Source organism: Pseudomonas sp. S2_F07 (genome assembly GCF_054668325.1).
In genome coordinates this window covers 4,076,937-4,100,577 of the sequence record NZ_CP162758.1, presented here as the reverse complement: position 1 = coordinate 4,100,577, position 23,641 = coordinate 4,076,937, and the positions used below count along the sequence as shown (strand labels likewise).

Sequence of the window (23,641 nt, the reverse complement as noted above, 5' to 3'; positions counted from 1 at the left end):
ACACTTTTTACCAGAGCTCTGGAGAAACACATGACAAGTTCTCACCACGTCGCGGTCATCACCAGCGATGAGCAAGCCCTGGTCGTCGCCAGCGACCTTGCCGAAGACTTTAAACGCGACAGCGCCACACGCGACCGTTTACGCCGCTTGCCACACCCGGAACTGGAAGTGTTTTCCCGCTCGGGCCTGTGGGGCATCAGCGTGCCAAAGGAATACGGCGGCGCCGGTGTTTCCAACATCACCCTGGCCAACGTCATCGCCTTGATCGCCCGGGCCGACGGCTCCCTGGGGCAGATTCCGCAGAACCATTTCTATGCCCTCGAAGTACTGCGGGTGAACGGCAGCCACGAGCAGAAGCAACGCCTGTACGCCGAAGTATTGGCCGGTCAGCGCTTCGGCAATGCGTTGGCTGAACTCGGCACCAAAACCGCACACGATCGGGTCACCAGCCTGACTCGCGATGGCAGCGGCTATCGCATCAATGGTCGCAAGTTCTACGCCACGGGCGCGATCTACGCCCAGCGCATTCCCACCTCGGTGGTGGATGAAAACGGTGTGCAGCAACTGGCGTTCGTGCCACGCGACAGCAAGGGCCTGAGTGTGATCGACGACTGGAGCGGCTTCGGCCAGCGCACCACCGGCAGCGGTTCGGTGGTGTTCGAAGATGTCTTTGTTGCTGCTGAAGATGTCATCCCCTTTCAAAGCGCTTTCGAGCGCCCGACCCCGGTCGGCCCGCTGGCGCAGATTCTCCATGCCGCCATCGACACCGGCATCGCCCGCGCCGCGTATGAAGATGCGCTGCACTTCGTGCGCACCAAAACCCGGCCGTGGATCGACGCCACCCACGAAAAAGCCACGGACGATCCATTGACCCTCAAGAGCTTCGGCCACCTGAGCATTCGCCTGCACGCCGCCGAGGCACTGCTGGAGCGGGCCGGTGAATACCTCGACAAGGCCCAGGCCGACACGAACGCCGAGACCGTCGCAGCGGCGTCGATTGCCGTCGCCGAAACCCGCGCCCTCAGCACCGAAATCTCCCTGGCCGCCGGCAGCACACTATTCGAACTGGCCGGCAGCCAGGCGACCCTGATCGAACACGGCCTCGACCGCCACTGGCGCAACGCTCGGGTGCATACCCTGCACGACCCGGTGCGCTGGAAGTACCACGCCGTCGGCAATTACTACCTCAACGATGAAAACCCGCCACTGCGGGGGACCATCTGAATGGCCAAGAAAAAGATCCTGCTCAATGCCTTCAACATGAACTGCATCGGGCACATCAACCATGGCTTGTGGACGCACCCGCGCGATACGTCCACCCGCTACAACACGATCGAATACTGGACCGAACTGGCGCAGCTGCTGGAGCGCGGGCTGTTCGACGGCCTGTTCATCGCCGACATCGTCGGGGTCTACGACGTCTACCGGAACTCGGTGGACGTGCCGTTGAAAGAGTCGATCCAGTTGCCGGTCAACGATCCGCTGCTGCTGGTCTCGGCCATGGCTGCAGTGACGAAAAACCTCGGCTTCGGCCTGACCGCCAACCTCACCTACGAAGCGCCGTATCTGTTCGCCCGACGCCTGTCGACGCTGGATCACCTGAGCCGTGGGCGTGTCGGCTGGAACATCGTCACCGGCTATCTCGACAGCGCCGCCAAGGCCATGGGTCTGAGCGAACAGGTCGAGCATGACCGTCGTTATGACCAGGCCGACGAGTACCTGGAGGTGCTCTACAAACTCCTGGAAGGCAGTTGGGAAAACGGCGCGGTACTCAACGATCCGCAGCAACGGATCTACGCGCTGCCAGACAAAGTGCACAAGGTCGAGCACAAGGGCGAGTTCTATCAGGTCGAGGGTTATCACCTGTGTGAACCCTCGCCGCAGCGCACGCCGGTGCTGTTCCAGGCCGGCAGTTCGGATCGCGGCTTGCTGTTCGCCGGGCGACATGCCGAGTGCGTGTTCATCAGCGGCCAGACCAAGGCATCGACCAAGGCACAGGTGGACAAGGTGCGCGCCAGCGCCGTCGAAGCCGGGCGCAACCCCGAGGACATCAAGGTGTTCATGGGGCTGAACGTGATCGTCGGTGCCACCGAAGAGCTGGCCTGGGCCAAGCACGCCGAATACTTGAGCTACGCCAGTGCCGAGGCCGGTGTTGCGCACTTCTCGGCGTCCACCGGGATCGATTTTTCCCAATATGAAATCGACGAGCCGATCCAGTATGTGAAGAGCAACGCGATCCAGTCCGCCACCAAACACCTGCAAAACAACGACTGGACCCGACGCAAACTGCTGGAACAACACGCCCTCGGCGGGCGTTACATCACCGTGGTCGGCTTACCGCAGCAAGTGGCGGATGAACTGGAATCCTGGATCGCCGAAACCGGGCTGGATGGTTTCAACCTGACGCGGATTGTCACGCCGGAAAGCTATGAGGATTTCATCGAACTGGTGATCCCCGAGTTGCAACGGCGGGGCTCGTACAAGACGGCGTACGACAGCGGCACCTTGCGCGAAAAGCTGTTTCAGCGAGAGGCGCATTTGCCTGAGCAACATACCGGTTCGGCTTACCGCCGCTAAAAGCATCGCGAGCAAGCTCGCTCCCACAGTGGATCTCGGGTGTTCACAAAACCCCTTTGGGAGCGAGCTTGCTCGCGATGAGGCCCGAACAGACACCACAAACTTAATGCACTGACTGGATAACTCATCATGAAAAAGAACTACCTCTCCCACCCAGTCAAAGCACTGGCCCTGGCCCTCGGCCTGTTCAGCTCGGTAACCTTCGCCGCCGACGCCCCACTGAAAATCGGCACCACCGCCGCCTTCGCCATTCCCCTTGAAGCGGCGGTCGAAGAAGCCGGCAAACAAGGCCTGAAAGTCGAACTGGTGGAGTTCAGCGACTGGATCGCACCGAACGTCAGCCTGGCTTCAGGCGACATCGACGTGAACTACTTCCAGCACATCCCGTTCCTGGAGAACGCCAAGGCAGCATCAGGTTTCGACCTGGTGCCGTTCGCCCCCGGGATCATCAACAACGTCGGCCTCTACTCGAAGAAATACAAAAGCTTCGACGAACTGCCGCAAGGCGCCAGCGTGGCCATCGCCAACGATCCGATCAACAGCGGTCGTGGCTTGCAGCTGCTGGCCAAGGCCGGCCTGATCACCCTCAAGCCCGGCGTCGGCTACAAGGCCACCGAAGAAGACATCATCGCCAACCCGAAGCACATCAAGATCCTCCAGGTCGAAGCCGTGCAACTGGTGCGCGCCTATGACGACGCCGATCTGGTGCAGGGCTACCCGGCCTACATTCGCTTGTCGAAAACCTTCGACGCAGGCTCTGCGCTGCTGTTCGACGGCCTCGATCACAAGGAGTACGTGATTCAGTTCGTGATCCAGCCCAAGAGCAAAACCGACCCGCGCCTGATCAAGTTCGTCGACATCTACCAGCACTCACCCGCGGTGCGCGCCGCGCTGGATAAGGCCCACGGCAAGCTCTATCAAGCCGGTTGGGAAAGCTGAACATGACCGCCGCCATTCAACGGCGACTGGAGCTTCCAGAGCCTCAACGCGCTGAACAAACCGAGCTGCATCCCGAGCTCAATCGTGCTCATGTGCGCTTCATCAATCTGGGTAAAACCTACAACGGCCAGCAAGGCCCGGTGGCCGCGTTGCACGGCATCGACCTGGCGATCCAGCGCGGCGAAGTGTTCGGCATCATCGGTCGCAGCGGCGCCGGCAAGTCGTCGCTGATCCGCACCATCAATCGCCTGGAACAACCGAGCAGCGGTCGGGTGCTGATCGATCAAGTGGACATCGGCGAATTCGACGAAGACCGCCTGGTGGCGCTGCGTCGGCGCATCGGCATGATCTTCCAGCACTTCAATCTGATGTCGGCCAAGACCGTTTGGCAGAACGTCGAACTGCCGCTGAAAGTCGCCGGCGTGCCCAAGGAACAACGCGAGCAGAAGGTCCGTGAACTATTGGAGCTGGTGGGCTTGCAGGCCAAGCACAAGGCTTACCCGGCGCAGTTGTCCGGCGGGCAGAAACAGCGCGTGGGCATTGCCCGGGCGCTGGTACATGACCCGGAAATTCTGCTGTGCGACGAAGCCACCTCGGCGCTCGACCCGGAGACCACGCAGTCGATCCTCGGCCTGCTGCGCGAGATCAATCAGCGCCTGGGCCTGACCATTGTGCTGATCACCCACGAGATGGCGGTGATCCGTGAGATCTGTGATCGCGTGGTTGTCCTGGAGCATGGGCGCATCGTCGAGCAAGGCCCGGTGTGGGAAGTGTTCGGCAATCCGCAGCATGAGGTCAGCAAGACAATGCTGGCGCCGTTGCAACATGCATTGCCCAAAGAGCTGCAAAGCCGTTTGCAGGCGCAGCCAAAGTCCAGCGACGCAGCCGTGGTCCTGCGCTTGCAGTTCACCGGCAGCCAACGCGACGAACCGGACCTGGCGGCACTGTTCAGCGCCCTCGGAGGCCGTGTGCGATTGCTGCAAGGCGGCGTGGAACGGATTCAGGGCCATGCCCTCGGGCAACTGCTGCTGGCAGTGACCGGCTCGACTCTCGGTGCCGAGCAATTGCGTCAACGCGCCGGCCAATGGGCGCAACAAGTGGAGGTACTGGGCTATGTGGTTTGACCGCTTGCTGCAAGGTTTCATCGACACGTTCTTGATGGTCGGCGTGTCGTCATTGATCGCGCTGTTGGCGGGCATTCCGCTGGCGGTGATCCTGGTCACCAGTTCCAGGGGCGGCATCTACGAAGCCCCGGCACTGAACCGCGCACTGGGTGCATTCGTGAACCTGTTTCGCTCGATTCCGTTCCTGATTTTGATGGTGGCGCTGATTCCGTTCACCCGATTGATCGTAGGCACCACCTACGGCGTATGGGCGGCCGTGGTGCCGTTGACCATCGCCGCTACGCCATTCTTTGCGCGCATTGCCGAAGTCAGCCTGCGCGAGGTCGATCATGGGTTGATCGAAGCGGCGCAAGCCATGGGCTGTCGGCGTTGGCACATCGTTTGGCATGTGTTGTTGCCTGAGGCGCTGCCCGGGATTGTGGGCGGGTTCACCATCACCTTGGTCACCATGATCAACTCCTCGGCCATGGCCGGGGCGATTGGCGCCGGTGGACTGGGGGACATTGCCTATCGGTATGGGTATCAGCGCTTTGATAGCCAGATCATGCTGACGGTGATTGTGTTGCTGGTGGCGGTGGTGGCGGTGATTCAATTGGGTGGGGATCGGTTGGCGCGGGGGTTGAATAAGCGGTAAGTGAAGATCCTAGCGATATTTCGCACAGGAAAATCAGCGATTCCGAAGGCCCGTTCCCTTTCTTTTGCAGGACGTTTCCTAGATCATTTCGCTCGCTTGCGCCTGCCATTTTCCGTGGCTAGTCTCGGTCCGTCACTGCTCATCAGTGATCGGGTTTAGTCGCCCGGATCTTACCAGGCGTACAGCGCCACCTCATGTCAGGTATTTTTTATTATCTGAAATTTATGGTGGCTGTGCGCAGGGCACCCTTGGGTGCGCCGGGTTTCCTGGTGACCGGTCGACTAACCTGCGTGCAGCCGCCACCCCTGTTCGTTTAGTCGCGATATCGGTTGGCTCCAATAGATACCAGGAGTTTTACCAATGAAGAAATCCGTTCCCGATCCACCTCCCGAAAACCCTACCACCGAAACCGTCACCGACGATTTGCTCAGGGATCGTTCCGCGCTTTACCGCGCCATCGATTTCCACCTCACCGGCAAGCAACCCACACCCCCCGATGAAATGCGCTTCTACAACGTCAGCAAGGACGTGAGTTTTGAAGACACCCAGCTCTATGTCGCCGATCTGCTGCGTTGTGCTTCGGTCACGGCGTATCAGTGTGGCGATCAACTCAAGGGTGCCGACCGGGCGATGGTGTACTCGATCTGGCATTTGCTGGAGATTGCCAAGGCGATGGTGGATCACTCCATTGAGTGTTTGGGGATGAAGCAGGGCTGAGCCAAGGCCAAAAGATCGCAGCCTTCGGCAGCTCCTACAGAGTTTGGCGTTCACACGTAGGAGCTGCCGCAGGCTGCGATCTTTCAAAGCGCGAAAGCGCTTATAGTCAACACATCTCCTTTTTCCTGCGCAGCCGACCATGAAGCAAACACCCGACGACCTCGAACAGATCACCACCACGACCTTGGGCCACTACAACTCGACGGCCGAAAGTTTCCGCGAAGGCACGCGCGATCACGATGTCAGCCAGAACATCGATGCCCTGCTGCGGCACATTCAGGGCGAGGCGCCTTTCGACATTCTCGATTTTGGCTGCGGGCCGGGACGTGATCTGCAGACGTTCACCCGCATGGGCCACAGGGCGGTCGGCCTCGACGGTTCGGAAAAGTTCGCGCAGATGGCCCGTGAGGACAGCGGGTGCGAGGTGTGGCAGCAGGACTTCCTGAAGCTTGATCTGCCGGCCGAGCGTTTCGACGGAATCTTTGCCAACGCGGTGCTGTTTCATGTTCCGCGTCAGGAATTACCACGGGTGTTGAAGCAATTGTGGGGAGCGCTGAAACCGGGTGGTGTGTTGTTCAGTTCCAATCCCCGTGGCGAAAATCAGGAAGGCTGGAACGGACCGCGTTATGGGTCGTATCACGACCTGGCGGCCTGGCAGCATTTGTTGATCGAGGCGGGGTTTGTGGAGCTGGAGCATTACTACCGGCCTGCAGGGCTGCCGCGGGAGCAGCAGCCTTGGTTGGCGAGTGTCTGGCGTAAGGCTGTGTAGTCAATTCGGACGCCATCGCGAGCAAGCTCGCTCCCACAATTGAACGCGGTCAACCTGTGGGAGCGAGCCTGCTCGCGATGAGCGCGAAGCGCTCGCCTTTACTGCGCCTCTTTCTTCGGCTCGCGAATTTTGTACCAGGCCACATACAGCGCCGGCAAAAACAGCAGCGTCAGCAAGGTGGCGATGACGATCCCGCCGATCATCGCGTAGGCCATCGGCCCCCAGAACACTTCCCGGGCAATCGGGATCATCCCCATGCTCGCCGCCGCGGCGGTCAGCAGGATCGGCCGACGTCGATGCTCGGTGGCCTGCACCACCGCATCCCACGGCGCGTAGCCCTTCTGCTCGTACTCTTCGATCTGGGTCACCAGGATCACCGAGTTACGGATGATGATACCGATCAGCGCCAGGATCCCGAGGATCGCCACGAAGCCCATCGGCGTACCGGTAGGCACCAGCGCGATCACCACGCCAATCAGCCCCAGCGGCGCGACACTGGCCACCAGGAACAGCTTCTGCACGCTGTGCAGCTGGATCATCAGGAAGGTCGCCATCATGAACAGCATCAGCGGCACAACCTTGGCAATCGGCCCCTGGGCCTTGCCGCTTTCCTCCACCGTACCACCGGTGGCGACCTTGTAGCCCGCCGGCAGTTTGGCTGCGAAAGCGTCGATGGATGGCTTGAGGATTTTCACCAGGTCCGTCGGCTGGATTTCGTCACGAATCGCCGCCTTGATGGTGATGGTCGGCAGGCGATCCCTACGCCATACCAACGGCTGCTCCAGTTCGTAGCGCACCGTGGCAAACGCCAGCAGCGGAATCGACGTGCCACTAGGCGTGACGATTTGCAGGTTCTGCAGGGTTTCCGGCGTTCCGCGCTCGGAATCCACCGCGCGCCCGACCACGTTGATCAGGTAAATGTCGTCATCGACCTGAGTCACCGTCTGGCCGCTGACAATGCCGTTCATCAGGTTGGCCACATCCTCGGAAGACAGCCCCAATTGCCGCGCCTTGTCCTGGGCGATGTCGATGCGCAGGACTTTGCCCGGCTCGTTCCAGTCGTAGATGATCTCGCCAACGTGCGGGTTCTTGTCCAGCTCAGTGGCCAGGTCGATGGCATGTCGGCGTACCTGGTCGATGTCCTTGCCGCTGACCCGGTACTGGATCGGACGCCCTACCGGCGGGCCCATTTCCAGTGCCTGGACATAACCGCCGATGCCGACGAAGTCGTTGCGCAAGCGCTCGCGAAGCTTCTGCATCATGGCTTCACGGGTATGGCCTTTGCTGACGATCACCAACTGCGCGTAGAACGGGTTTTGCAGTTGCTGGTCCAGTGGCAGGTAGAAACGGATCGCGCCCTGACCGACGTAGGTGCTCCAGCGCACGATGTCCGGATCGTCCTTGAGCGTGGCTTCAAGGCGATCGACAGCCCGGCGGGTTTCGTCGAGCGAGGCGTTTTGCGGCAGGTTCAGATCAACCAGGATTTCCGGGCGATCCGAAGACGGGAAGAACTGGTTCTGCACGTAACGCATGCTGAACAGCGCCAACACAAAACACAGCACCGTAATGCCGATGGCCCACCAGCGATTGCGCATGCACCACAGCAGCCCACCGTTGAACGCCTTGCCGATGCGCCCGGGTTCACCTTCATGGGGCTTCACGTTGGCACTGAGAATGTGCACGCCGATCACCGGCGCAAACAGCACCGCCACTACCCACGACACCAGCATCGCGCAGGCAATTACCGCAAACAGGGTGTAGGTGTACTCACCGGCGGAGCTGGCGTTCAAGCCGATCGGCACGAAGCCCGCCACTGTCACCAGCGTACCGGTGAGCATCGGGAACGCCGTGGAGGTGTAGGCAAAGGTCGCCGCCTGCTCCTTGGTCTCGCCCATCTCCAGGCGCGTGACCATCATTTCCACGGTGATCATCGCATCGTCCACCAGCAGGCCGAGGGCGATGATCAGTGCACCGAGGGAAATCCGCTGCATGGTGATGCCACTGTATTCCATGAACACAAACACCATCGCCAGCACCAACGGGATCGAGCACGCCACCACCAGCCCGGCGCGCACGCCGAGGCTGACGAAGCTGACCAGCAACACGATCACCACCGCCTCGAACAAGGCACTGGTAAAACCGCCGACGGCCTCTTCCACCACTACGGCCTGGTCGGAGACGTTGTAAATGCCGACACCCACCGGCAGGTCGGCGGTCAACTGGTCCATCCGGGCGTGCAAGGCCTTGCCGAACGCCTGGACGTTGCCCCCCGTCTGCATGGCAATCGCCAGGCCGATGGCCTGTTTGCCGTTGTAGCGGAATTCCGGCGAGGCCGGATCGACATAGCCGCGACGAATTTCGGCAATGTCGGCCAGACGATAGTAGCGGTCGTTGAGCTTGAGGTTGACCTCGGCCAGGTCTTTCTCCGAAGCGAACTTCCCTGAAGTGCGCACCGAAATCCGCTCCGGCCCGGCCTCGATGACACCCGCCGGGGTCACGGCGTTCTGGGTTTGCAGGCTCTGCACCACCTGACGCTCATCGATACCCAGCGCTGCGAGTTTGCGTGTGGAGAAGTTCAGGTACAGCACTTCATCCTGCTGGCCGACCATTTCGATTTTGCCCAACCCCGGCACGCCGCGAATTTCCATGCGTGCCTGTTCCACGTAGTCGCGCAACTGACGCAGGGTCAGGCCGTCGGCGGTGAAGGCGTAGATCGAGCCGAAGACGTCACCGAACTCGTCGTTGAACGACGGCCCTTGTATGCCTTGCGGGAACTGGTACTTGATGTCGTTGATCTTCTTGCGTACCTGATACCAGATCTCCGGAATGTCCTTGGCACTGGTGGTGTCGCGCAGGTACACATACACCGTGGACTCACCGGGGCGCGTGTAGCTTTTCACATAGTCGAGGGAGTCGAGTTCTTCGAGCTTCTTCTCGATCCGGTCGGTGATCTGCTTGAGGGTTTCCTCCTGGGTCGCCCCCGGCCATTTGCTCTGGATCACCATGGTCTTGATGGTGAACGAAGGGTCTTCTTCGCGCCCCAGGTTGAAGTACGAGAACACACCCATCAGCAATGCGACGAACATCAGATACCAGATGAACGACTGATGCTTGAGGGCCCATTCCGAGAGGTTGAAAGGCCCTTTCATTGACTGTCCTCGTCGATTTTCACTTGCTGCCCCGGTTTGAGGCTGTTCACACCGGCACTGACCACCCGCTCGCCGTTCTTCACGCCGCCAGCCAGCACCACGGTGCTGTCGGTACGGCTGATCACCTGGATGTCACGGGGAGAGACGGTTTTACTCTGTGCATCAATCACCCAGATACGTGGTTTGCCATCGACCTCCTGCAGTGCGGTGACCGGCAATTCGATACGCGGCTTGATCGCCGAGCTCAGGGTGACGCTGATGGCCGTACCCAGGCGAAAGCCCGGTGGCGTTTCGGCCAGGGTCAGGCGGGCGCGACGGGTGCGTGTGGCGCTTTGAGCCTTGGGTTCGATTTCGCGGATGATGGCGGTGGTGTTGATGCTCGGGTCCAGCTGCGCAGCGACCAGGAACACCACATCGCTGGGCAGTTGATCGACCAGGGTATCGGGCAGGTCGATCACCGCTTCCTTGATGTCCGGTTGCGCCAGGGTCACCACTTGCTGACCGGCCGACACCACTTGCCCGGCCTCGGCACTCCACTGGTTGACCACGGCTTTATGGTCGGCGCGCAGTTCGGTGTAGCCCAGTTGGTCCTTGCTCTGGTTGACGGCCGCCCGGGCCTGATCGAGTGAAGCCTGGGTGGTTTTCAGGTCGGTATTGGCCTCGTCGAGTTGCGCTTGCGCGCCAACCCCACGGTCAAACAAGGCTTGCTGGCGCTGGGCCGTGGCCTTGGCGTTGATCAGTTGCGCCTGGATTTTCGACAGATCGCCCTGGGCCGAGCGCAATTGGTTCTGCTGGTCGGAAGGATCGAGGGTGGCAAGCAGCGTACCCTTCTCCACCTCGGTGCCGACATCAACGTTACGGCTGGCGATTCGCCCACCCACACGGAAACCCGTATCGGTTTCATAGCGCGCCTGGATGCTGCCGGCGAAGCGGCCCAGGTCCTCTTCATTCAAGGTCTGGACCTTGATCGACAGCACCGGCCGTACCGGCGCCGGCGGCGGTTCGCTTTTGGAACAGGCGCTCAGCACCAGCCCGATGGACAACGCCCATAAAGGCTTCATGGCTTGGCTCCCCACGTCAGATCCTTGTAAGTGTTTTCGGCAATTTCGACTTCCATGTCCGGGTGCAAGAGTTGTCCGCCCGCGATGATGACTTTGTCGCCGTCCTTCAACCCGTCGCTGATGATGATCTTGCCGGTCAGGTAGCGGCTGACGGTGACCGAATGCAATTGGGCCTTGCCCTTGTCGTCGACAATCCAGACAGCAGGCTCACTGATGTTTTTGGTCAGTGCCGACCACGGCAACTCGATGACCGACTTGCCCGATCCCCTGGCCGTGGCACTCACCACCGAGCCCAACTGCATGCCGTCGGGCAGTTTGTCGAGACCGACCTTGACCTGCACGGTGCCGGATTGCGCCGACACCGAGGGGGTGACTTCGCGCACGGTGCCGGTGGTCTTGATCGCCGGGTTGTCGAGCAGGCTGAGGACGATGGTTTGATCTTTCGGCTTCTCGGCCAGCAGTGATTCATAGACGTTGAACACCGCATCCCGGTCGCCGTCACGGGCCAGGCTGAAGACCGGCATGGTTGCCTGCACCACCTGGCCAACCTCTGCCTGGCGCTCGGTAATGATCCCCGGCGCATCGGCGATCAGTGCCGTATAGCTCAGTTGATCCTTGGCATTGGCCAACTGCGCCTTGGCGGCGCTCAAGGCACTCTGACTGCTGTGCAAGGCCGCCTGGGCCGAGTCGTATTCGCTCTGGCTGGTGTAACCCTTGGGCAGCAGTTTTTGCTGGCGCACGAACGCCGCCGCACTCTGGGTCACCCGCGCCTGTTCGGCGACGACTTGCGCCTGGGCCGAATCGACACTGGTCTGTAGATCCTTCGGGTCGAGCCGGGCCAGCACTTGTTTGGCTGTCACTCGATCACCGACGTCAACCGAGCGCTGGATGATCTTGCCCCCTACACGAAAAGACAGCTCCGTCTGTATCCGTGCCTGGATATCACCGGTGAGGGTAATCGAGGCCGCGTAATCCGCCGGCTTGACGACTTGCACGAACACCCGTGGCAGGTATTCCTGCACGGGCTTTTTTTCGTCGCAAGCCGTCAGCAGGGTGACGACACTCAAGGCCATTACTACTTTCAATCCGGGAACCACCATGCAAACTCCTTGGCCTTTTTCACGTACAACACGACAGAGAGCTTAGAACAGGATGGGAACCTTGCACGAGCGTCTTATGAAGAAAAAGTTCACACTTTTTTAGCCCTGAAACACTTGCCATAGACGCCTGTGCATGCCTGACAATGAGCCCCGGTCGATCCCGCCTCAGGAACCCACATGCTCAAGACTCTCGCCGTGGCCAATTACCGCTCGATCAACAAACTGGTGATCCCGCTGGGCCGGCTGACTCTGATCACCGGTCCCAACGGCAGCGGCAAATCCAACCTGTACCGCGCGCTGCGCCTGCTGGCGGAAACCGCCCACGGCGGCGTGGTCAATGCCCTGGCCCGTGAAGGAGGCCTGGATTCGACTTTTTGGGCCGGGCCGGAAAACATCTGCCGGCGCATGCGCACCGGCGAAGTCGCTATCGAGCCCACCGTGCGTCAGGGCGTCAAACGCCTTCGACTGGGGTTTGCGGGAGAGGACTTCGGCTACTCGATCAGCCTCGGCCTGCCCGATTCCAATGGCCATTTCATGCTCCCCGGGCGCAACTCGCCAATACCGTCTTATTTCAGCCTCGACCCGCAGATCAAACGCGAATGCCTGTGGGCCGGGGCGTTCTATCGCCCGGCCAGTCTGCTGGTCGATCGTGACGGCCCGATGATCCGCGCCCGCGCCGATCGCAAGTGGGATGTATTGGCGCAGCACACACCGACTTTCGACAGCCTGTTCGATCAGGTCGGCAGCCTGCGCGGCTCACCGGAAGTGCTGGAAATGCGCGAGTTCATCCGCCGCTGGCGCTTCTACGATCACTTTCGCAGCGATGCCGACGCCCCGGCACGACAACCTCAACTGGGCACCCGCACGCCGGTGCTGCACCACGACGGACGCGACCTGGCGGCGGCCTTGCAGACGATCATCGAAATCGGTGATCCCGAGGCTTTACGGACGGCGATCAGCGACGCCTTCCCCGGCGCCAGACTGAACATCGAACCACTGCCTGGCGGGCGCTTCGCCATCGAGTTCTTTCAGGAAGGTTTGTTGCGGCCGCTGTCGGCCGCCGAGCTGTCGGACGGAACGTTGCGTTACCTGCTGCTGGTCGCGGCGCTGCTGACGCCACGACCGCCGACGTTGATGGTGCTGAACGAACCGGAAACCAGCCTGCACCCGGACCTGCTGCCGGCGCTGGCACGCTTGATCATCCGCGCTTCAGAACATTGCCAGGTGTGGGTGGTGTCCCATGCCCGGCGTTTGATTTCGGCGTTGCAGGAGGACCCGGAGTGCAACTGCATCGTGCTGGAGAAGAATCTCGGGCAGACCGGGATTGTCGGGCAACGGATGCTGGATGAGCCGGCGTGGTATTGGCCGGATTGAAGTCAAGTAAACCTCCAGAAGTAGGATTTACAGAGCTAAGTACTGCGAATACTGCTTATGGAACTACGCCGCGACGAACCGAAGTCGAACAATGGTGCTTTACCACCAAGCTTGTTCAGCACAGCATCGATTTCTGGTGTCATCCAGTCAAAAGGTCGTACATCAAACTGTCTAGGTGACGGTGCGGAAGGCACTGGAGTGAACTGTGATAAATCGGGTGCAGAAGGCCCATGATTTCGCTGTAACGAAATGCTCGAGGGCCTCGGGTTCCTGGATACCGCGATACCTTTCACACCTGATTGTTTTTCACCCAGTGCCTTCAACCCAGCGATGGCTTTTGGATCGCGCCCAACCCAGGCCGAACCCACCCTGCCCAGAACAGCACCGGTCGCCAGTGCTGCGGATACAAAAGCCAACGGTGTGATCAACGGAGATTCAGGGTCAATCGCAGCAATAATGGTGCTCGCCAAACCTGTCGCAGCCACTCCAACCCCCATGATTCCGGCGGTAACGGAGGCCGTTGCACCAGCGAATTGCTTAGGACTTGCTCGAAATGCGGCTCCATTCGCCAAAGCCTTGTTAGCAACTTTAAAAGGTACAGAGGGCTTCAGCGTGATGAGCGAACTGAACAGGCCTGCGCCGCTGGTGAATATCTTGAGCACATTGACGAACCGCCCAGTCGGATCACTGAAATTCACCGGATCGCCTAAACAATACGCATACGGATTCAACCCACCCCGCCCAAACGGACTCAGGCCATCCGGGCTGTTGAAGCGCATCAGCACCGGGTTGAACGCCCGATGCCCGTTGCCCAGCAGATAATGACCGGTGGCCGGATCGAGCGCTTCGCCGGTGAATCCGAGCAAACTGCCGGGACCACTTTCGAGCCGCCGATGACCGTAGGGCGCGTAGACCTGGCGCACAACTCCGTCAGGTCCGGCCAACTGCAATACCGAACGTTGCTGATCGGTGACCAGCAACTGGCTGTTGCGCTCGACGCCGTCAAACGATTGCACTGCCAGCAGTTGCCTGTCGTGTTGAAGCACACAGTGCCCACCCTGACCTTTCAGTTGCGTCACCAGATGTTCGCCGCAGTAGAAACGGGTCAGTTTTTCCAGCTCCGACGGCTCCAGTTCGACCAACCGGTCCAGGGCATCATAGCGGTAGCGATTGAGGGGGTGAGTCAATGCGCTCATGAGGGTCAACTCCCGGCGAGGGAAGCAGTTTGCACCCGTTTGAATACGCCGGCACCTAGCAGAACTGTTAGTGCAGGGAGAAAACTGACGCCCGGGTTTGCCCAGACAAGAGAGGACAGCTACTTTCCCTTACACCGTAGGAAGGATCTTTTTTTCGAAACGCTGCTCCAAGGACGAACCACTTTTGGCCAGACTCCCGGCCAAAACCTCACAAGGACGAGAACATGGCAGACGTACAACCGCCGCAACGGCTGGATCCGCAGGACATTGTGAAACTCTTGATGGCGTTGCGCAGGGCCTTGAAGACCAAGCCGGCTTGAAGGTTACAGCAGCCCCCGGAGTTGTTTTTTGTGGCGAGGGAGCTTGCTCCCGCTGGGTTGCGGAGCATAAAACCAGCACACATAAAAAACGCCGACGCTAAATCAGCCGTCGGCGTTTGAAACCTTAAAGGGGTTTGCTTCGCGAATCAGAACGCCGGCAATACCGCGCCGCTGTATTTCTTCTCGATGAATGCTTTTACTTCCGGGCTGGTCAGGGCCTTGGCCAGTTTCTGGATGGCGACGCTGTCCTTGTTGTCCGGACGGGCCACCAGGTAGTTCACGTAAGGCGAATCGGCACCTTCAATGATCAGCGCGTCTTTCGCCGGATTCAGGCCCGCTTCCAGTGCGTAGTTGGTGTTGATCATGTCCAGGTCGACCTGATCCAGCACACGCGGCAACATGGCCGATTCGAGCTCCTTGAACTTGAAGTTGTGCGGGTTCTTGGCAATGTCTTTCGGGGTCGACACGGCGTTTTTCGGGTCTTTCAACTCGATCAGGCCAGCCTTCTGCAGCAGGATCAGGGCACGGCCGCTGTTGCTGCCTTCGTTCGGGATGGCAATGGTCGCGCCGTCTTTCAGTTCAGCCAGGGTTTTGATTTTCTTCGAGTAGCCGCCGAAGGGTTCAACGTGAACACCGATCACGGTTTCCAGGTGAGTGCCTTTGCCTTCGTTGAAGCTCTTCAGGTACGGGAGGGTCTGGAAGTAGTTGGCGTCCAGACGCTTCTGGTCGACCTGCACGTTCGGCTGAACGTAGTCGGTGAAAACCTTGATTTCCAGGTCCACGCCTTCTTTGGCCAGGGTTGGCTTGATCAGCTCAAGGATCTCGGCGTGTGGCACCGGAGTCGCGGCAACCACCAGCTTCTCGCCAGCCTGGGCCAGACCCGTGGTCAGGGCAGCCGCCAGTGCGGTGAACAACAGAACCTTTTTCATGCAGTGTCCTTATCGAAAATCACAGTCGCTTGTGGCGACGGCTTGAATATGAGAGTGCCAGTGAAGTGCTATCGCTGGCGTGAAGCGGACAATACCGGGATTTTTTATTCCCGAACAATAACGTTTATTCAGCTTCATATTCCATTTTGTTCACGTAGGAGCTGCCGCAGGCTGCGATCTTTTGACTTTGATGGCATTGAGGCCGCCGGAAATCAAAAGATCGCAGCCTGCGGCAGCTCCTACAAAAGCCCGGTCGTAAGCAGCAATTGCTTCAGTGCCTGGTGCTCCTCAGGCGTACCGTTGGAAAAGACATACTTTATTTGCTGCTCAATTTGCCCCAAAGAAACCAACGTCTCGGGCAGGTTCAAATGCTCCGGCAAAATCTCGTCGCCCGTACTCACCAGCAGTGCAAAGTGAATGATGTTTTCCAGCTCCCGGGTATTGCCCGGCCAACTGTGGCGTTCCAGCACAAGCTGCGCCGCTTCGCTGATCAGCGGCACAGGCAAGTCGAGACGCTGGCTGTAGATCCCGAGGAAGTATTCGGCCAGCGACAGGATGTCACCCGTGCGCTCGCGCAGCGCCGGCAGTTCGAGCTGGCCTTCGCTGAGGTAGTGATAGAGCCGTTCATGGAATTTTCCGGCGGCAACCGCCTGGGCCAGATCGATGCTGGTGGCCGCCACCAGTCGCACGTCCACCGGGCTCGGTTGCTGGGCACCGACGCGGGTGACTTCGTGGTTTTCCAGCGCGGCGAGCAATTTGATCTGGATCGGCAACGGCAAATCGCCGATTTCGTCCAGGTACAACGTGCCGCCGTTGGCCGAACCGAACCACCCGGCGCGGCTGCTCGCCGAGCCGCTGTAGCTGCCCGCCGCATAGCCAAACAACTCGGCGTCGGCGTAGGTCGGGCTGATGGCCCCGCAGTTGACCGAGACGAACAACCCGCCGCGATCACTGGCGCGGTGGATATGGCGGGCCAGCAACTCCTTGCCGGTGCCGGTTTCGCCACGGATAAGCACTGACACTGAACGCGTGGCCAGTTGTTCAAGGTCTTCACGTAATTGCCGTGACCGTGGATCGACAAACACCAGCGCCTTGGCACGGATGCTCAGGGGACTTTTTTCAGCATCGGGAAAGGTCAGCAGTGGCTGGCCGAAGGTTTCGAAGCTCATGGCAGACTCCCGCCCAAAACCGCCGGGAGACGGGGGCGTTAAATAAGGAAAGTGTTCAAGCGCGGCGCAGGGCGTGGTGTTCCATGCGGTTTTGCAGTCGATAGAGGTAGGCAAAACCCTGCTCCCAACGCTGGTGACCGGACTTCACGTTGATATGCCCCGCCCCCGCCAGAATCCCCGCCTCGGCGCCCCAGTTACGCGCCAGCTCCAAGGCCCGTGGTGCACTGACGGCGCTGTCGTTGTCGGAGCTGACAACCTGGCTGGGGAACGGCAGCAGATCCGTCGGGATCGGCGCGAAATTGCGCAAGGCCGGCGCGCAGGCCGGGCGTTCGACATCGGCCGGCGCGACGAGCAAGGCGCCGCGCACTTGACGCAAAAACTGCACGGGGGCACTCGCGGCCCAATGGGCGACGGTGATGCAGCCCAGGCTGTGGGCAATGAGAATCACCGGCGTGCTGTCGGCGGCAATCGCCTCGGCCAGCGCCGCGACCCAGTCTTCACGGCGCGGCGTCAGCCAGTCGGCCTGTTCCACCCGTGCGCTGTTCGGCAGGCTGTTCTGCCAGTGGCTTTGCCAATGATCTTCTGGCGATCCTTGCCAGCCCGGCACAATCAGGTAGCGAATTGATTCGTTGCGCATGGGGGAGCTCTCCTGCTGCGTGTCTGTTCCCGGTCGAGTATAGGGAGAGGATTTATATTCGTTAAGGAATAAGAAGCTATTTGTTAAGATCTATATCGAATATAAACACCATCGACTGTGGGAGCGGGCTTGCTCGCGAAAGCGTCCGGTCAGGCAATATTTATGTCGACTGATACGCCGCATTCGCGAGCAAGCTCGCTCCCACAGGGGATTAGTGGTGCTGCTGAAATCGAGGAAAAAAAAGGGCCGCACCCTGCCAAGGAGACGGCCCCGGAAAACGAAAATCTGTTAACGCGCAGTAATCACCGACAACTTGGTAATCCCTGCCCGTTCAATCGACGCCATGGCCCGCGCCACCTCGCCGTAATTCACCCCATCGTCCGCCTGCAACTGCACGCGCACCTCGGGGTCCTTGGCCTTCGCCGACTTGAGGTTGAACTCCAGCAAGTCCGGTTGTATCTCGTCCTTGTTGATAAACAGTTTGCCGGCACCGTCGATGCTCACCACCAAGGGGTCTTTCTGCTCCACCGGCGCCACCGCTTCGGTCTTGGGCAGGTTGATCGGTATCGCGTTGGTCAGCAGCGGTGCGGTGACGATGAACACCACCAGCAACACCAGCATCACATCCACCAACGGTGTCACGTTGATCTCGCTGAGCACCTCGTCAGTGTCTTGCGTGGAGAAGGCCATGTCAGGACGCCTCCTTCACTTTGTGCGCATTGCCCTGGGCTACCGCCTTGTGCGCCGTCGGGTGGATCAGCACACGGAACGAACTCTTCTGCGCCAGGCTGTAGAAGTCGTGGGCGAAGTCATCCAGGTCCGCCGCCGTCAGTTTCAAACGACGCAAAAAATAGTTGTAAACCAGCACCGCCGGCACCGCGACGGCGATCCCGACGCCGGTGGCGACCAGTGCCGCGCCAATCGGTCCAGCGACCGTTTCAAGACTTGCCGAGCCCGCCGCGCTGATGCCTTTCAACGCTTCCATGATTCCCCACACCGTGCCGAACAAACCAATGAACGGCGAGGTGCTGCCAATGCTCGCGACCACCGCCAACCCGGTTTCCAGCGACCGACGCTCACGCACGATCTGCTGACGCAAGGCACGCTCCAGACGATCCTGATGATTGATCGCCTGACTCAAGTCCGCCGCCTGCGGCGTCTCGCCCACCTGGATGGCCGCATAACCGGCCTGTGCAACCCGGGCTGCCGCCCCTGGCCTGGTTTCGCTCAGCTCTGCCGCCGAGTCGAGGCTCGAAGCCGCCCAGAACTGTTGATGAAACTTTCGATCCTGTGACTTGAGTCGAGCGAACTGCACGCCCTTGAGCAATGCCAGACCCCATGTCGCGACGGAAAAAACCACCAGCAGCCAGATCACCGCGCTTTCGATGGATTCAAGTGGAGATGCCAGTAACGTCATGGTGTATTCCTCGTGTAAACGTTTCGCGCGAATTTGGTTTCGGTTTAATGAATCTTGAAATCGATAGGCACGCTGACCCAGCCGTCCCGGGCGACATCACCTTGCTTGGCCGGCACGAAACTCCAGCGTTTCACCGCGTTCAGCGCCGCTTCGTCGAGTGCATCGCGACCGCTGCTTTTCTGCAGCTGGATCTCGCCGGGCTTGCCGCTGGCCAGCACATGCACGCGCAACAACACCGTGCCTTCCCAGCCTTTACGCTGGGCCAGCGACGGGTATTCCGGCGCCGGGTTTTTCAAGTAACCGGCGGTGGCCGAGGCCGGTGTCACAGGTGCGGGCGCTGGAGGTGCAGGTGGCGCCGGGGCCGCGACAGGCGCTACCGGTTGTGGCGGCACAGGTGGTTGTTCAACGGCTTTTGGCGCCGGTTTCACTAACGGTTTGGCCACCGGTTTGGGCTTGGGAACCGGCTTCGGTGGAGGAGGTTTCACCGCCAGTTCGTCTTCCACGGGAGGAGGCGGCTCCACCACAGGCTGGACAGGTTGCGGTGGCGGCGGCTCGACCACCGGTGGCGCCGGACGCGAGAACTCGATGGTCATCGGCGGAATCTCCGGTGGCACGATGGGCAGCACGGTGGTCGGTTGCTGATTGACCCAATAGATCACCGCGCCATGCACCAGCAACGCCAGCACGCCCAGCACGATCGCTTCTCGTCGGCGAAGGACGTCTTTGGGCGCACGCTGCAAACGCAACTGGCCCAAGGGCACCCGGTGCGGTCGGCCGAGGTCGACCAACTCACCACCGGGTGCCTGGCGCCACAGCACTTCATGGGCGCTGGCGGCGGTCTGGACATTGCCCATTGTTTAACTCCCTGCGGTCTCTTTGCGGACTACCGGAACGTCGTACTGAACATCCCCCGACGACGTCCCGGTAGAGCAATCATTGGCTTGAACGCTTAGTTCTTAAAGTAATGTTTAAACTTATGTTTAGACCTTAAGCGAATATATAAACCATCAATCCACCGCCAGAGCCCGCCGTTCAAGGGCTCCGGCGTAGCGGGGAAAAACCGATGCCTTGCCCGCATTGAAAGTATTCATCCAAGGCATGGTTTTTCGCCGTCAGAAGTCATATCGACCGGTCACGCCCAGCGTCCGCGGGGTGCCGAGCAGGCCTTCATAACCGCCATTGGCGGCCGTCCACAGCGTCGTGTAATAGGTTTTGTCGAAGGCGTTTTTCAGCCACAGCGAAACGTCCCACTGCCCCTGGTTGAAGTCGCCGCGAAGGCCGGTGGACAGGTTGACCACCGCATAACTCGGGATCTGTCCGAAGTCCGAATCTTCCACCGTGCCCACCGCTTTGGAGCGGAACGCATAGCTGGCGGTGACGTACTCTTCGAAGCCGTTGCTCAGGTTCCATTTGTATTCGCCGTTGGCGTTGCCGATCCATTTCGAAGCACCCACCACTTGATGGCCGCTGAGGTCGCAGGACGCTGGAGCGCCCGGCGCCAGGCTGACTTCCGGCGGGCACGGTGCATCCTTGTAGGAGAGGTAGCTGACGTCGTTGTACGAGCCGTTGATGTTCAGCGTCAGGCCACGCAGCGGGATCAGGGTGCTTTCGAACTCCACGCCACGGGAGCGCACGGAACCGGCGTTGGTCAGGTATTGCACGCGATTGACGTCGTCGTAGGCGTTGGTCTGGTAGCCATTGACCTGGGTCCAGAACAGGTTGGCGTTGAGTTGCAGGCGACGGTCCCACAGGGTGCTCTTGAAACCGAGCTCGGCATTGTTGGCGCGCTCGGTGCCGATCAGCAGCGAGTCGGCGCCGGCAACCGGTGCCGTGCCCACCGCCAGGTTGACCCCGCCGGATTTTTCGCCATGGGACAAGGTGGCGTAAGTGAGCAGGTCGTCGGTGAGGCGGTAACTGAGGTTCAACAAACCCGAGGGGCTGGAGCTGTACTGATTCAGATCGCCGGAATCGTATGCGCCGGCACGACCACGCCTCGCCGCGGCCGCCGCACCGGTTACCGCAACGCCACCGACCGGTGCATCGCGCGTGACATTGGCGTTTTTCTCTTCATAGGTGCCACGCAGCCCGGCGGTGAAGTCCAGGCGTTCGGTCAGGTGCCAGGTGCCCTGGGCGAACAGCGCAAAGCTGTTGGTTTCGATATGCCCGTTGCCGACGCTGTCGATGTTGTTCAACGCACCGTTTGGCGTACCGCTCCAGATGTCCGCTTGCGGGCCGTAATAGGTGAAGGATTTGTTGTCCAGGTCGGAACCGAAGTAGTAGGCGCCGAGCACGTAATCGAAGAATCCACCGGTAGGCGACGCCAGGCGGAACTCCTGTGAGTACTGCTTATCCTCCACCGAAACACCAGCGTTGTAGAAGGCGGTTACGTTCAGGCCGTCATCGTTGCGCGGGGTGAAATTCCACCAGCGATAGGAGCTGATAGAGGTCAGGGTGAAGTCGCTTGGCAATGTCCAGTTGGCCTCGACCGAGGTACCGCCCTGATGCACAGTGACGTGTTGTTCGTTGTTCAGGTTGACCTTGCGGTGCGTGCCGTCAACCAGTGTCGCGCCCGCCGCGTTGGCCCGGGTCTGATACAGGTTGGTGCCATTGATGGTCGGGCCGGTGCTGTACAGCACACGTGTGCCGGCGCTGGAATCTTCCTCGTTGTAGTCGCCGATCCAGCGCAGGTTGAATGACTCGTTGGGCTTGAACAGCAACTGCCCACGGAAGCCTTCGCGGGAGCCACCATTTAAATCGTGGCCGTCGAATTCGTTCTTGATGTCGCCATCGCTGCGGGTGCGATACGCGGAAAAACGTCCGGCCAGTTCGTCATTCAACGGGCCGGAAATCGTACCTTTGGTCTGGAAGTATCCGTCCTCGCCCACCGAAGATTCGATGCTGCGTTCAGGGGTGAAGGTCGGCGCGCGGGTGCTGATGTTGATCACCCCGGCGGTGGTGTTCTTGCCGAACAAGGTGCCCTGCGGACCGCGAAGCACTTCGAGCTGCTCGATGTCCATCAGGTCGAATACGGCCATACCGGGACGGCCCAGGTAAACGTTGTCGATGTACAGGCCGACACTGCCTTCCAGGCCATCGCTGGCCGGGTTATTGCCCAGGCCTCGGATCGACACGCTGGACTGGCGCGCATGCATGTAGGCGACGTTGACGCTAGGCACCAGCTGCTGCAGATCCTGGATGCGATAGACCCGTTGGGTTTCCAGGGTCTGGCCGCTGACCACGCTCATTGGCGTTGGTACATCCTGCGAGCTTTCTTCGCGGCGGCGAGTGGTGACCGTCACGGTTTCCAGTTGCGCGCTGTCGGCCGTGGCGGTTTTAACGGGGGTGGTTTCCGGGGTAGCGCTTTCGGCCGCATAGCCCTGGATCCAACTGGCGCTGCCGGCCAGCAATAGCGCGAGGGGCAGGCGTTTGAGCCGTTGGGGTGAAGAGGTTGAAGCGACGTGCAACGGACTCATAAGGCAGGGTTCCCGATCAAAGTAAATTCTTTGTTGCTTGCCAGGCCGCCATCGCGAGCAAGCTCGCTCCCACAGGGGATCTCCAGTGTTCACACGGTCAGTGTGGGAGCGAGCCCGCTGGCGATAGCGTCAGCTCAGACGCCGTCGATATCCGGCCCTTTCACCGTCTGGCTGACCTGCCCGTTCACACCCACCGCCACCTCGCCCTTGAGCGTCACCCGGCGCACGATGCGGTCCTGGGTCCCGTAGTCATCCACTGCGTAATGCTGGGTGGAGCGGTTGTCCCAGATCGCCACATCACCGGCCTTCCAGCGCCAGCGCACGATGTTTTCCTGGCGGATCACATGGCTTTGCAGCAAGCCGAACAGGTGCGCCGAATCGGCCTGGGAATAGCCCTTGATGCGCTTGACGAAATGCCCCAGCAACAGGCTCTTCTCACCGCTGATCGGGTGTACGCGGACCACCGGGTGTTCGGTCTCGTAGACGGTCGAGGTGAAGATCTTGCGATAGCGCTCCAGCTTCTCGGCCGAGACATCGGGCCGGCTGCCGGCGTAGTCGTATTCATTGCTGTGCACGGCGACCAGCTTGTCGGCCAGTTCACGCAGTTCCACCGACAACCCGTCATAGGCAGTGGCGGTGTTGGCCCACAGGGTGTCGCCGCCGAAAGCCGGGGCCACCACCGAGCGCAGGATCGAAGCTTTGGGGTAGGCCTCGACAAAGGTCACGTCGGTGTGCCACGAGCTGGCTCGCTGGCCTTCGGCACCGTCCAGTTCCAGCAGAAAACGCGTGCCTTCGCGCACCGGTACGGTGGGGTGCGCCACCGGCTCGCCGAGCAGGTGGGCGAACGCCTCCTGGCGTTGATCGTCGAGCTGGGTCTGCTCGCGGAAGAAGATCACTTTGTATTGCAGCAGTGCCTGTTGAATGGCTTCAACAGTGGCGGCATCCAGCTCGCCCGAAAGCTGTACACCACGGATTTCGGCACCGATGCGACCGGCCACCGGATGGATTTCAAGCGCGTGAACAGCAGGTTGTACTGCGAAAGCGGCATTGCTCATG

At 60.4% G+C, this 23,641-nt stretch carries 20 protein-coding genes; 8 read left to right on the top strand and 12 right to left on the bottom strand.

Annotation, left to right across the window (positions count from 1 at the left end; translation table 11 throughout):
- The first annotated feature begins 30 nt into the window (after nt 1-30).
- From AB4O40_RS18600 to AB4O40_RS18570, 7 genes are all read left to right on the top strand, one after another.
- Nucleotides 31-1,224, top strand: a complete 1,194-nt coding sequence (locus tag AB4O40_RS18600) for an SfnB family sulfur acquisition oxidoreductase (RefSeq protein ID WP_056726937.1) — start codon at nt 31-33, stop codon at nt 1,222-1,224.
- A complete protein-coding gene (locus AB4O40_RS18595; RefSeq protein ID WP_460053687.1) occupies nt 1,225-2,577 on the top strand; it encodes an LLM class flavin-dependent oxidoreductase in 1,353 nt (450 codons plus the stop codon). It abuts the gene before it with no gap.
- A gap of 129 nt (nt 2,578-2,706) precedes the next feature.
- Entirely contained in the window at nt 2,707-3,516 is an 810-nt protein-coding gene (locus AB4O40_RS18590) for a MetQ/NlpA family ABC transporter substrate-binding protein (protein WP_056726939.1), read from the top strand.
- Nucleotides 3,517-3,518: 2 nt separating this feature from the next.
- Nucleotides 3,519-4,640, top strand: a complete 1,122-nt coding sequence (locus tag AB4O40_RS18585) for a methionine ABC transporter ATP-binding protein (RefSeq protein WP_460053689.1) — start codon at nt 3,519-3,521, stop codon at nt 4,638-4,640.
- Nucleotides 4,630-5,274: a methionine ABC transporter permease gene (locus AB4O40_RS18580; RefSeq protein WP_056726941.1), complete on the top strand. Its 645-nt coding sequence runs from the start codon at nt 4,630-4,632 to the stop codon at nt 5,272-5,274. Before AB4O40_RS18585 ends, AB4O40_RS18580 begins: the two co-directional genes overlap by 11 nt.
- Nucleotides 5,275-5,634: 360 nt before the next feature.
- Nucleotides 5,635-5,991, top strand: coding sequence for a DUF6124 family protein (locus AB4O40_RS18575; RefSeq protein WP_056726942.1), 357 nt, complete (start codon nt 5,635-5,637; stop codon nt 5,989-5,991).
- 139 nt (nt 5,992-6,130) lie between these two features.
- Nucleotides 6,131-6,760 carry a class I SAM-dependent methyltransferase gene (locus tag AB4O40_RS18570; protein ID WP_223541539.1) on the top strand — a complete coding sequence of 210 codons (630 nt, stop codon included), beginning with the start codon at nt 6,131-6,133 and terminating at the stop codon, nt 6,758-6,760.
- Between the two features lie 98 nt (nt 6,761-6,858).
- Here AB4O40_RS18570 and AB4O40_RS18565 read toward each other — a convergent pair whose 3' ends face one another.
- Genes AB4O40_RS18565 through AB4O40_RS18555 form a run of 3 tightly spaced genes read right to left on the bottom strand, consistent with a single transcriptional unit; the run spans nt 6,859 to nt 12,070 of the window.
- Nucleotides 6,859-9,909 carry an efflux RND transporter permease subunit gene (locus AB4O40_RS18565; protein WP_056726944.1) on the bottom strand — a complete coding sequence of 1,017 codons (3,051 nt, stop codon included), beginning with the start codon at nt 9,907-9,909 and terminating at the stop codon, nt 6,859-6,861.
- Nucleotides 9,906-10,970, bottom strand: a complete 1,065-nt coding sequence (locus AB4O40_RS18560; RefSeq protein ID WP_460053691.1) for an efflux RND transporter periplasmic adaptor subunit — start codon at nt 10,968-10,970, stop codon at nt 9,906-9,908. The genes AB4O40_RS18565 and AB4O40_RS18560 overlap by 4 nt, the downstream gene beginning before the upstream one ends.
- A complete protein-coding gene (locus AB4O40_RS18555; protein ID WP_056726946.1) occupies nt 10,967-12,070 on the bottom strand; it encodes an efflux RND transporter periplasmic adaptor subunit in 1,104 nt (367 codons plus the stop codon). The genes AB4O40_RS18560 and AB4O40_RS18555 overlap by 4 nt, the downstream gene beginning before the upstream one ends.
- A gap of 177 nt (nt 12,071-12,247) precedes the next feature.
- Between AB4O40_RS18555 and AB4O40_RS18550 the strand changes: the two genes are divergently transcribed.
- A complete protein-coding gene (locus AB4O40_RS18550; RefSeq protein WP_460154577.1) occupies nt 12,248-13,444 on the top strand; it encodes an AAA family ATPase in 1,197 nt (398 codons plus the stop codon).
- A 35-nt stretch (nt 13,445-13,479) separates the two neighbouring features.
- Here the strand turns inward: AB4O40_RS18550 and AB4O40_RS18545 are convergent, their stop codons facing one another.
- The 9 genes from AB4O40_RS18545 to AB4O40_RS18505 form a co-directional block, all read right to left on the bottom strand.
- Nucleotides 13,480-14,640, bottom strand: coding sequence for an RHS repeat-associated core domain-containing protein (locus tag AB4O40_RS18545; protein ID WP_460053692.1), 1,161 nt, complete (start codon nt 14,638-14,640; stop codon nt 13,480-13,482).
- Between the two features lie 466 nt (nt 14,641-15,106).
- Entirely contained in the window at nt 15,107-15,889 is a 783-nt protein-coding gene (locus AB4O40_RS18540; RefSeq protein WP_056726949.1) for a MetQ/NlpA family ABC transporter substrate-binding protein, read from the bottom strand.
- Nucleotides 15,890-16,128: 239 nt separating this feature from the next.
- The gene (locus AB4O40_RS18535; protein ID WP_460053694.1) at nt 16,129-17,058 is read right to left on the bottom strand and encodes a sigma 54-interacting transcriptional regulator; all 930 of its coding nucleotides are present in this window, start codon (nt 17,056-17,058) and stop codon (nt 16,129-16,131) included.
- Between the two features lie 55 nt (nt 17,059-17,113).
- Nucleotides 17,114-17,695: an alpha/beta hydrolase gene (locus tag AB4O40_RS18530; protein WP_008045411.1), complete on the bottom strand. Its 582-nt coding sequence runs from the start codon at nt 17,693-17,695 to the stop codon at nt 17,114-17,116.
- Between the two features lie 288 nt (nt 17,696-17,983).
- Nucleotides 17,984-18,385 carry an ExbD/TolR family protein gene (locus AB4O40_RS18525; protein ID WP_007972930.1) on the bottom strand — a complete coding sequence of 134 codons (402 nt, stop codon included), beginning with the start codon at nt 18,383-18,385 and terminating at the stop codon, nt 17,984-17,986.
- Nucleotide 18,386: 1 nt separating this feature from the next.
- A complete protein-coding gene (locus AB4O40_RS18520; RefSeq protein WP_460053695.1) occupies nt 18,387-19,112 on the bottom strand; it encodes a MotA/TolQ/ExbB proton channel family protein in 726 nt (241 codons plus the stop codon).
- Between the two features lie 44 nt (nt 19,113-19,156).
- A complete protein-coding gene (locus tag AB4O40_RS18515; protein WP_056726953.1) occupies nt 19,157-19,966 on the bottom strand; it encodes an energy transducer TonB in 810 nt (269 codons plus the stop codon).
- Nucleotides 19,967-20,224: 258 nt separating this feature from the next.
- Complete coding sequence (locus AB4O40_RS18510) at nt 20,225-22,585, bottom strand: TonB-dependent receptor (protein WP_409079081.1); 2,361 nt, start codon at nt 22,583-22,585, stop codon at nt 20,225-20,227.
- 134 nt (nt 22,586-22,719) lie between these two features.
- Nucleotides 22,720-23,640, bottom strand: a complete 921-nt coding sequence (locus tag AB4O40_RS18505; protein WP_056726955.1) for a TauD/TfdA dioxygenase family protein — start codon at nt 23,638-23,640, stop codon at nt 22,720-22,722.
- Between the last annotated feature and the right edge of the window lies 1 nt (nt 23,641).